This is a genomic window from Reinekea sp. G2M2-21 (assembly GCF_015687175.1).
GTDB lineage: Bacteria > Pseudomonadota > Gammaproteobacteria > Pseudomonadales > Natronospirillaceae > Reinekea.
In genome coordinates this window covers 16,312-27,650 of sequence record NZ_JADPQG010000014.1, presented here as the reverse complement: position 1 = coordinate 27,650, position 11,339 = coordinate 16,312, and the positions used below count along the sequence as shown (strand labels likewise).

Sequence of the window (11,339 nt, the reverse complement as noted above, 5' to 3'; positions counted from 1 at the left end):
GCCCCAAACGACATCACCATCACCGGTACCGGCAGAGGGGATTTGCTGTTCAGCAACGGCACCGGCGGGTTTAAGATCGACGGCAAAGGCAACATCAAACTGTTCGGCAAGCAGATCACTCTGAAAGGCCAGAGCGGCGTCACGTTCGACGGCAACGTTGAATACGAACTGGGTGAAAGCAATGCGCCGGAAAGTGCCGACGCAATAGAGCCCGTTGAGATAGACGAGATTGAGGCACTGATTTCAGAAAACGAAGCTATACAACGCGTATCCGGTTTACGCTGGCGTCAACAAACGGTCGACGTCACACAGTGCGCTACCTTAGAGTTTTCGCATCAGCATTTTGAACCGGGCGCGTCTGCATTGATTAAGATCATCCAGATTGTCGACAATATGGAATCGATCATCGCCGAAAAAGTACATGACCTTGCTAACGAACAAGGTATTGAAACTGTTCATTGGTGGCCGGAAGAAGACGTAACTGCCGAGCATCGATTCCTTGAAACGAAGGAAGCCCTGCCACTGACGCCGGTACAATTTCGTTTTGAAGTCGACGTGGAAGGTATCAACCATACCGAAAGCAACCTGTTGCAACTCACTCGATACATCACCTATACAACGAATAACGCAGCCACCGATCATGGAACTATCATTGTCTATGACGCCCTGGCGACACCGCTATATGCAGACTTACAGAACCACCGGGCAGATATCGGTCCGGTGTTGTTAGGCCCGATATTCGCCGAAATTACCAAAGTTAAAGGGAATGACGACTAATGCAAACACAAGGAACTGGCTCTGCACAGACGACGCAGAGCATTGCAAGTTGTTCGGATAAAACAACCGTAGAATGGAACAGCAGCAGCCCTACTATCACACTAGGGCATTGGATTTATATTCATCGCTACCCCATTAATACGTCGGGTGATGACAGCGCCGCTAAGACAGCCGTACTGTATTCACTATCTGAAGGACAGAAAAATCTGCTCGAACGCGAAAGCCGCGAACTGAAAAATATCGTCAATGAATTACAAAAGGACATTGATGACGCGCTAAAAAATGAAGACAACAAAAATGAGCAGGTAAAAACGCTCAAAGAAAATGCCATAACCGCACTAAAAACCATCGGAGTAATGGATTCAGGTGCCGGTAAAGATGCGTTCGGGATGGATTTGGCCGAGTATCTTCTGTTGGAAAAACAGGAGCTGTGCTTTGCCAGGCAAAGTACCCTTCAAACTATTATCGCCAATAATACAGACCGACTTATTGAAGTCCGCGTACCTAAATCCGCCTCCGACATTAAGGCGCTTTTCATGAGCGCCATAAACAGCTTCGCACTGAAAAATGAAGCACGCTTCAATGTCCAATGCAGCGGCTCGCTGACAGAAATGTATGCACCGCTCGATCAATGGTTTAAGAACCTTGAAAACGCGCTTTCCGGTTCAACCGAAGGGCAAACGGCTTTTTTTGCCTATGAAGCCAACATAAGCACTGTATTTCTGCGTTACATGGCCAACGCCGCTGGTCGTGCCGGGTTTGAAGCGCAACCGGGTAAATTACACGCTTATGTCACGGGCGACGCTAAAGCCACGGTTGACCTGGTTCGTTGCCAGGCAGATGCAAACTTTTATGTCCCATCAAGACAAGGGCTGGCGCTGGAAATTCCACCCATTCCTGCCGAGTGGCAAAACAAACCCACGCTCAAACTGGCCGACGAATTCAAGAAACTACCGCCAGCCCCGTTAGTGTGTTCAGACGAAGAACGAAAGCGGTTGTCTGCTAACTTCCCATATGAAAACAGCTTTCCGCGCGTGCACTTCGATTTTGACAGCTCGTTTTTAAAGCCTGCGATGCTGAAAAGCCTCGTACGTCTCGAAAAACAGTTACAACAAAACCCCGACTACAAAGTGCAGATTGTGGGCCATACCGACTTGGTGGGGAGCGATGGCTACAACATGTCGTTGAGTGAAAGACGCGCCCGCAGTGTACTCGCCTATATTGAAAACGACGCCGGTTTCTGGGAAAGACTCTACTCTGAGCTGGAACCACGCATGTGGGGCATCCCTGTTCTGAAAACAATACTGCTCACCCTTCTGGCCGACAAACAAACACGTATGGATGCCGAACAAACTGCGTTGTACCAGAATTTAAAAACCGCACTACCTGAAAAAACGCACGCGAATGAATTCACCCTGAATTTTCAGAAAGGCTTGGCTCTGTACTTTGAACTTTATGCCTACGGATCGCGCTACAGTGCCTTACAAGAAACCCGCGCATTACGATTACAGATGTTTTCCGACTATATGCGTTTACATGGCGATGTGCTCATTACGCGTGGCCGTTTCCACAGCAGTAAGCTCATGTTTTTGGGTGAAAACAATCCGGATGAAAAAACCTCGGAGCGCAGTGCGCGCAACCGCCGTGTCGAATTCTGGCTGTACAAAGCCTATAACACCGATGATAACTTCGCGCACTTGGGCTTTTGCCGAATACACCTCTGTGGAAGGTTGCAGGGGTGGGCGGGCGCCAGTGCAGCCGCGGCCATTGATCTGGATGCCAAAATCGATGCATCGAACCAACTGCGGTTAATCGGTACACACCGTACCGCTCCGGCCGACGAACAGGACGCCAAACCGATGCGCATTGCTGCGCGTCGAACCGATAAAACCGATATCGACAGCAGCAGTGAGGTAACGTTCAATGACGACGCCCATCAATGGGGCCTGACCCGAGAAAGCGAGCAACGCGCCTATTCGACAGAACGTCTGGAATACGCCGTAGCGAATGACCAGCAGCTGACACAGGGTGTTGTGGAGCGCAACCAAGAAACTAAAAACACACAAAGCGACACCCTTTACTGGGACGACGAAAACAACGCGCTGGTGCGCAAGAAGAAAAAAGAAACCCGCACCAGTGACAGCATTAAATGGCGACAAACCACCACGCGGAAAATTAACTCTGTGATTCCCGAAGACCTTGCTAACGCCGGTGCCGCCGCCAACCTAAGCGCATTCGCAGGCGCCAAAGGCGAGGCCACAGGCTCTATTGCCCTGGAATGGGCCAGCGCAGAAGCAGACAAAAGCGGCAGCACCAATGTCATCCAGCAAAACGGCCAACCGGTTGAAGTGGAAAACGACGGTTTTCTGGAACTGGCCAAAGCCGGTGGCGGCGTTGAAGGCTGGGTTGGGGCTGGTGCCGAAGTAGATTTTGCAATACGACTCGGCGACCAGCAGATCCTGGTGCGAACCAAACTTGCTGCAGCCATTGGCTTAGGCGCAGGCGTCGCAGTAGACATGCAGGTAGCCCCCATAAACATATACAACATGCTCATGTTTATGTATGACCAGTTGCGCAAGGCCGACTATTCCTTTTTGCCGTACATAGCGCAGGAAGCGTGGCAACAGATTCAATACGGGCTGACCAAATACTTAATGAACGGTGTGGATGGCGTGCGCTACGCCGTGAATGAAGGGCTGGAAGCCGGTCAATTATTGATTGAGCAAGGCGTGGCGATTGGCGAGGCGATCCAGCAAAAAATTGATAAAACAATAGGCGAAATAGAAAAATGGTGGGATAAATATTCTGAACAAGTCGACGACGTCAAACAAGTCTGCGACAACATCAAACGCAACCCACACGGCTTGCGCATTGCCCCGCCCGACGTTAAAGCACGACTACTCACGGCTTTGTTAGTTGAATACCAAAAGCTCAAAGAATTCTCAGACCAGGACGGCACCGGCTGGTTCGGTGGCGTATCGAAAGCGTTCGAGCGGTTCCGCAACGACCAGGACGCCTATGAGCACATTGAAGACTCAATTTTGTGTATTTTGCAATGGGTGCAAAGCCAGGATGAATTTGAAAAAGTGATGCAGCAGACTGGGGTGGGTGCGCCGGTGAGGCCGAAACAGACTCTGGAAAAATACAATCCAAAAGGCCAATTTAGCCAAGAACTATATGATCAAGCGTTGGCTAACTATGAACGAGAAAAGCCCCTTAATGCAGATCGCCAAACTAAATTTTTGTACGATGTTTTTGATGGTCATCAAGAGGTGTTATTTGATATCTGGCGAACGCAACACTTACCGCAAAAGGCGCAACAAAACGGTCTGCTTCAACCCAACGATTATCTGCATCGTTATTGCCAATACGCGCAAAATCGATAAGCATAGACCGATCAAGCGCTACAGCGCTTGATCGGTATTTACCCCACAGCGAATGCCCACCGAGCCAAACGAATAGTGTTCCGGTTCTCGATAGAAACGGTTAAACACATTTACGGAAAGCCCCATCGAACGATCATAAAACTGCCCCCCCCCCCGATGAACCTTGGCGTACCCTTTTTCCTGCCCCCGCACCCCAATGGTGACCGTGGCGGGGCGGTTATCGTTCACCGGGTTATCCACCGGTGAATGCTGATAATAGTCTGGGGCATACCAGTCCAGCACCCACTCACTGAGGTTGCCGCTCATAAAATAAAGCCCAAGATCATTCATGCTGTCACTGAGTAAATTCACTTGTACAGTGACGTCGCCCGCACCGTTAGTATCCGCGTCTACCCCCCCCCACTTCGTTGCAAACATCAACCACTTCCCACGCTCCCGGGCGGCATACTCCCACTGCGCTTCGGTTAACAACGACACCGGTTGGCCGCTGATGTCACCAAGCCATTTGCAATAAGCATCCGCCTCGAACCAGTCTGCTGCGGCGGGCTTGCGAGGTGCTCGACAGCATTCCAAAATATTTTCTTGAAGATTTTTGTAAACCCCATATGCCTCATACCCAAAACGTATCTCTCGTCCGGTATCCCGCTTGAACGCATCAAAATCCTCATAGGTTGTTTCGTATTTGCTGATGTAATAGGTGTCCAAGCGCACCAAATGCTCATGGAAAGCGGTATCACGGATACTTGCAGTTTGTCGTTTTCCTTCCACCGGTTTCCAGCCTTCCCAGTCGCCCCCCAGACGTTCCGGGCTAACCCCCATGATGAACTCACCGCCGTCAATGCGTACCATGTTGTCGAGCGCCCGCTGCGCAATGGCTTGTTTTTCAGCATCTGTAGGCGCGGGCGCATCTAAGATTTTATGCGCCTCGGCAATTAACATCAGTTTGGTTTCGTCACCTAATGCTGCTTTTTCGGCTATCTCCCGCTCGGTCAAGGGCGCTTCGGGAGCGTTGCCCTGACAACCTGATACAAAAAAAATGGCGGTGAGTGCGATGTGAATAAAAAGTGCAGTTTTCATCAGCGGATCATCCTTGAATGCAAGTGCAACTGGAACAAATAAAGGCGCTAAGTATAAACGATTTTCGTTACAAACAGTTGAGGAATGTCTCAGAATTTTCTTCCAATACGACCATGTTCATAATTCAGTATGGCTTCACATGGTTGTTTGTAAAACGAAAAAACAGAATCAATTACCGAATGTCTAATCACTAAAACTGATCACCCAATCTCTTATCAACCGCACAGGTGTAAATAACCGTTCCGTCGCATCCGCTTTGGCTGACCTGACCGACACATCGCAACGGATGCAAGGGCATGGATGCCCTTGTAAGCGCCACGCGTGCAGGGATGCACGCTCAAGCGACCGTTCGAAGCAAGTGTCGGGCATGGCAGAACACCAAAGCGGGCGACAGAAGGGGGTTCAAGGGGATCTCCCCTTGGAAAGAAAAAACCTCGTTACCGGCAACGACCAAGCCTTAGCCACCTACGAACAACAAAAGCCCATCAACGCCCAACGCCCAACGCCCAACACCAAAAACAAAAACAAAAACAAAAACAAAAACAAAAACAAAAACAAAAACAAAAACAAAAACAAACTCTGTACGATGTTTTCGATGGTCATCAAGAGGTGTTATTCGATATCTGGCGAACACAACACTTGCCGAAAAAGGCGCAACAACACGGCCTGCTTCAACCCAACGATTATCTGCATCGTTATTGCCAATACGCGCAAAACCGATAACAAACAGTGGATCAGGCGCTACAGCACCTGATCCGTATTTACTCCGCAGCGTATTCCGACTGAACCGAAAGAATAGTGTTCTGGTTCTCGGTAAAAACGGTTGAATACATTGCGCTCATCCCCCATGGAAGAGTCTAAAAACTGATCCCCCCCCCCGGTGAACCTTGGCATACCCTTTATCCTGCCCTCGCACCCCAATGGTGACCGTGGCGGGGCTGTTATCGTTCACCGGGTTATCCACCGGTGAATGCTGATAATAGTCGGGGGCATACCAGTCCAGCACCCACTCGCTAAGGTTGCCACTCATAAAATAAAGTCCGAGATCATTCATGCTGTGACTGAGTGCATCAACTTCCGTCGTCGCCTTGCTTGTACGATTAGTCAGTCTTCCAACCCCTCCCCACTTCGTTGCAAACATCAACCACTTCCCACGCTCCCGAGCGGCATACTCCCACTGCGCTTCGGTTAACAACGACACCGGTTGGCCGCTGATGTCACCAAGCCATTTGCAATAAGCATCCGCTTCATACCAGTCTGCTGCGGCGGGCTTGCGAGGTGCTCGACAGCATTTGTGAAGTGAATTCGTATAACTCTTATAACGAGCATTCATTTCTGGATTAGCAAACCTAAAATCTCGCCCGGTATCCCGCTTGAACGCATCAAAATCCTCATAGGTTGTTTCGTATTTGCTGATGTAATAGGTGTCCAAGCGCACCAAATGCTCATGGAATGCGGTATCGCGGATACTTGCAGTTTGTCGTTTGCCATCTACCGGTTTCCAACCTTCCCAGTCGCCCCCCAGACGTTCCGGGCTGACCCCCATGATGAACTCACCGCCGTCAATGCGTACCATGTTGTCGAGCGCCCGCTGCGCAATGGCTTGTTTTTCAGTTTTGGAGGGCGCGGGCGCATCTAAGATTTTATGCACCTCGGCAATTAACATCAGCTCGGTTTCATCACCTAATGCCGCTTTTTCGGCTATCTCCCGCTCGGTCAAGGGCGCTTCGGGAGCGTTGCCCTGACAACCGGACACAAAAAAAATGGCGGCGAGTGCGATGTGAATAAAAAATGCAGTTTTCATCAGTGGGTCATCCTTGAATGTAAGTGCGGTAGTTAGTCACTCACCGAGCCGCTCAAGACATTTTCAGGTTTCGTTCTAGCATTTCTAACTAGGCTCACAAATCTCGCCTGAAAATGCATAGGGTTATCAATCCCTACATCCACTGTTTCAGCGAGTGCGAGCGAATGATTTATTGTTTTCCAATCGACTAGAACATTGAAGAGATAGGCAAGTTGCATGGCTTTCGAAACTTGCCAAGGGTTTGCTGATTCCGGCAATGGGCTTGATACGAGTTGTTGTTTTTTAATAGACATGCACTTTGTAAAGCGTTGACCTTTAAGTGTTAACCTGGTCATGTTTACAACATAAAAAAATGACACAACTCCAAGCAGCACTACCGCGAGCAAAGCGTCGAGCATCCCAGCGGACTCAGCTATTAAGGGCAGCAATAGAAGAATACCACCAAGAATTAAAACAGAAGCAACGGGGTGGTTTGAGTAAAACAAACTCGCTATAAGAAAGGGAACATACGCAAAAAGACTCAACATGATAAGCAGTGGCAAGTTAGAACCTGCTTCCAGGAAGGCAGTGGCGGATATGATTACAGCAAGTGATATTGGAACCAGAAGTACCTTCAGCAAAGTGTTGCTTTTATAATAGGACTTTAAATCTATTTGCGCACCGATCTGGTTTACAACCTTATCAGTTATCACTTTAAATTTTTCATTGTACATTTTTCCAATGCTTACGCGCTCGTTATGACTGAAAAGGTCCGCCATAAAATCACGCTCATAATCTTTGAGTCCTGCATTGTCATGTGGCTGCCTTTCAAATTCAAACACATGCTTGGAACGAATCCGTAGCGCACCTTTCGCTGCCAAATTGAGAAACAACGCCTTAAGGGTTCTTTCGTAATCACCCCTTGCTAATAAGTAGCCCCATTCGACCGGCGACCATCCGTCAATATCCCGCTGATCACCCTTTGACTTCGATATATCCTGATTCTTGCCAAAAAACCACCAAGTGAAAGATAGGTAGAGCAGAAAGAATACAATCAAACATCCATAAATCAGAAGACTGTCTGACGCTGTCTTATTAAAAGTATCCATTCTATCCACAACTCATGTCAGAAAAGCGGTTTATCCTGTAACCAATGATTATTTTAAAGCACTTATTTGTATTGGATCCGAAGCTACCCGCCAAAACCAAGGCATATTTTGGCAACCTTGCAAACGTCGCCATTAGCAATCGCAAACAATACGGGCTGCGTATTTCTATTACGCTTTGCATATGTGTACGCGTTGTATTCGCCAACCATTTTTCATCTTAACGGATGCAGTCGCCCAACCGATACACTTTATGACTTGGAAAACGTCGAGGATTACCTTCCTGATATGGATATGTAACCCTGGTTGGTAATATCTGCGCAGTTAAGTTGTCTGTTAATCGGCTACTAAAAAATCAGATAAGACAGCGTTTCCTACCTGAATAGGACCGACTGTATTACCCAGCGCTGCGGCCTGGGCCTGCGATGACACATGTTTTCATTTCCAGAAACGCAAATACACAACATGAAACTAGGTCATCTGCGCAATGCGGTTGCAGCAATATTGGAAAGTATTCGCCAGCGCATGGCCGGTAGAAACCAGCCATATACTGAGCATGTCAAGTTAATACAAATAAACCGCGCCGTTATTCGAAATGCTATTATCAAAAAGGTCTTCTTTGGTGGCACTGTCTTCCCCGGGAGCGCCGATAACAAACACGTCACCGTTATTTGGCTTCGCCAAAACACACCCAAAGCAGTCGTCACTATCCAAATTCGGTGACTCAATGCCTTCTTGAATAGTCCAGCCACTTTCATCTTCAACCAGCAAACGAACAATCTGATCGGTTCCTGACACCACTATCCGAGTACCTTCGTCCGATAGGGTCGCGTTTGCAACGTCAAAATCGATTAGATCGCCCATATCCGTTAACTCGAAGTTCCAAGTCTCTCGATCCATATCTTCAAGAATCGACACTAAATCGAAGACCATAAATTTCTTGGTATCCAAGACAAGAACAAACCTTTTTCCAGACTCTGATATCGAGACAGCATTAACCGTACCTAGCGGCACGATATATCGATACACCGGTGATTCAGAGTAATCAGCGCCAATCCAACTACCTTTTTTGTTAAGTTTGACCACTGAGTTCCGATCGCGGTTATCGGCTGTAATAACGATCTGGCCATCGGCGCTGATATCGAAAATTGCATTTTGAACCGCTAAGCCACTATCTACGTAATAGTCATCGCAACAATAGTGCAAAGGCCTGGTCAACATAGAACTTTCATTTTTCTCGTTTACGCCCTGTTGCCTTAAGTCATATAAAAGCACAGTTCCGTTCCGGTCCAATTTAGGCATGTAACCTAAAGGCCCCATATCGTTATATACTCGCCCAAAGCGTTCAGGTTCAGCCCACTTTGTGTAAAATATAGATCCATAGTTCTCTAATGGAAAATCCGGGAAAGGACAACTTATCTGACGACACTCTCGTTCAACATATTCTTCCATCGTTATATCATTACCCGGCGCAGAGAAAGCAATGTGCTCTCCGTTTCCGCTTATTGACACACCGTAACCCAGTAAATCTCCTGGCTCTCGGTCAGGAAAGTCAGTCCTGGTAATCTTTCGATGAAGCACCCACTCATTGTCCTGTAATTCATACAAATACACGGCACCCCGCCGCTCATTTTCATTTGGAGAACCTAGTATAAGCCGCGTACCGTCCTCCGATATGTCTACAGACTGCCCGAACTTGTTGTCCGTTGCGGGCAAGTCGGGTTTCATAAACCCCACAATTTTTTCATATACTCCCTGTGCACTGACGGCCGTAAGATCACTTGTATAACAATAGCTGCTATTGCAAGCCTCAAAATAGAAAGAAGCTGCTTTATCCTGAAGTGGGTCGACCGGTGCGTGGTACGTATCGCCGCTGCCAGCCTGAAATACTTCGTTAAAGCCTTCTATATCGTTTGATCGCTTGAATACGCGGTAGCGATTAAACATCGACACCGTTGACCAGGAAAAGGCCAATGCGTTCGTCGAAGGTTGCACCGACAGCAATACATCTTCAACGACGACCGGTAAGTTTAATGAGGCGTCATTGTACTGGTCCGTCACTTCAGTATATGCCTGAATTACACCAGATCCTGCAGCAATGGCGGTGATCTTACCGCTATCATCAACCCGAACGATATTCTCATTCAGAGTGCGGTAACGCACCGGTACGTTGCCAAGTGCGCTGGCAACTACGTCTGTGGAGCGCCCTGCATATACGTGAACTGGCGCTGACATCGGTTCGAACTCAATCTCTTGGTCAATGCGAGATACGCTAACGGTATAGCTTGCAGTTGCTGATTCGTAATTATTGTTGGGTGGTATTCTTGCTGTGATTTCTGTTGTGCCAAACCCGATCGCGGTGACTACCCCGGTGGTATCGACTGTAGCAACTTCTGAATTGCTGCTATGGAAGTAATACGCGCCGTCTCGGCTGACTTCGGGTATAGAACTAGTCGTCTCAAACACATCGACGTCGACAGATTCGACTGCAAACGAGATGGTTGTTTTCTTTCGATTGACGGTCACCGGAAGTGTCGCATTTGCGGCGTGGTAACGACTGTCGCTCGCTATTGTTGCTGTAATAACAATCTCACCGGCCGTTTTTAACGTTAACAGGCCAGCGTTGTCTATTTCTGCAATAGCGGTGTCCGATGACGTATAACTGACTTCTCCAGTGCCTTCGCCCGTGGCGATGACATACAGCTCGTCATCAATTTCACCATTGACCCGACTACGCCCAAATTTGAACGTTTGTTCGGTCAAATTTGAAAGCGAACCCGACCCTACTTGGTTGTTATTGGTGTTATTATTCCCACTTTCCGAGCCTGGGGTGTCATCACCACACGCAACCAACATGAACAAACAGGCGCTGAACAGCGCATACGATAGCGTTCGCATCTCATTTCCTTTTGAAAACATCCTTATAACCTGCGGGCACTCACCCTTTCGATGTACTGACGGGGTTCCGCAACATAAAGCTTTCCTATTCTCATGCCAATGAATAAGAAACTAACAATAAACGATAACAAGAATACGCTAACAATGCCTTTAACCAGCTCACAAAATAGAAGAAGCGTAGCATGCCAAGCTATCATCCGCGTTCACTATCCACTATTAAGATAAATGCAACAGTCATGCGCGGCACCATTCGTCTAGTTCGAGACAGGTTATTTTTGATAATTGAGTCACAAAGACACAATTAAATATTTA

The 11,339-nt window shown here is 48.0% G+C and carries 7 protein-coding genes; 3 read left to right on the top strand and 4 right to left on the bottom strand.

Annotated features, from left to right (window positions below; all coding sequences use genetic code 11):
• Together IYN85_RS25045 and IYN85_RS25040 are read left to right on the top strand one after the other, a co-directional pair.
• Positions 1-777, top strand: a 777-nt coding sequence (locus tag IYN85_RS25045) for a hypothetical protein (RefSeq protein WP_196161719.1), incomplete at its 5' end; no start/stop codon positions are given.
• Positions 777-4,163: an OmpA family protein gene (locus tag IYN85_RS25040; protein ID WP_230390974.1), complete on the top strand. Its 3,387-nt coding sequence runs from the start codon at positions 777-779 to the stop codon at positions 4,161-4,163. The genes IYN85_RS25045 and IYN85_RS25040, both read left to right, overlap by 1 nt.
• Positions 4,164-4,181: 18 nt before the next feature.
• Here the strand turns inward: IYN85_RS25040 and IYN85_RS25035 are convergent, their stop codons facing one another.
• The gene (locus IYN85_RS25035; protein WP_196161718.1) at positions 4,182-5,240 is read right to left on the bottom strand and encodes an SUMF1/EgtB/PvdO family nonheme iron enzyme; all 1,059 of its coding nucleotides are present in this window, start codon (positions 5,238-5,240) and stop codon (positions 4,182-4,184) included.
• A 367-nt stretch (positions 5,241-5,607) separates the two neighbouring features.
• Here IYN85_RS25035 and IYN85_RS25030 point away from each other — a divergent pair, with 367 nt between their 5' ends.
• Complete coding sequence (locus tag IYN85_RS25030; protein ID WP_196161717.1) at positions 5,608-5,994, top strand: hypothetical protein; 387 nt, start codon at positions 5,608-5,610, stop codon at positions 5,992-5,994.
• Between the two features lie 84 nt (positions 5,995-6,078).
• On the opposite strand, the gene IYN85_RS25025 is transcribed toward IYN85_RS25030, so the two are convergent.
• The 3 genes from IYN85_RS25025 to IYN85_RS25015 form a co-directional block, all read right to left on the bottom strand.
• On the bottom strand, positions 6,079-7,044 hold the full coding sequence (locus IYN85_RS25025) for a formylglycine-generating enzyme family protein (protein ID WP_196161716.1): 966 nt from the start codon (positions 7,042-7,044) through the stop codon (positions 6,079-6,081).
• 32 nt (positions 7,045-7,076) lie between these two features.
• Entirely contained in the window at positions 7,077-8,132 is a 1,056-nt protein-coding gene (locus tag IYN85_RS25020) for a DUF2207 domain-containing protein (RefSeq protein WP_196161715.1), read from the bottom strand.
• A 561-nt stretch (positions 8,133-8,693) separates the two neighbouring features.
• Positions 8,694-11,027, bottom strand: a complete 2,334-nt coding sequence (locus tag IYN85_RS25015; RefSeq protein WP_196161714.1) for a hypothetical protein — start codon at positions 11,025-11,027, stop codon at positions 8,694-8,696.
• Between the last annotated feature and the right edge of the window lie 312 nt (positions 11,028-11,339).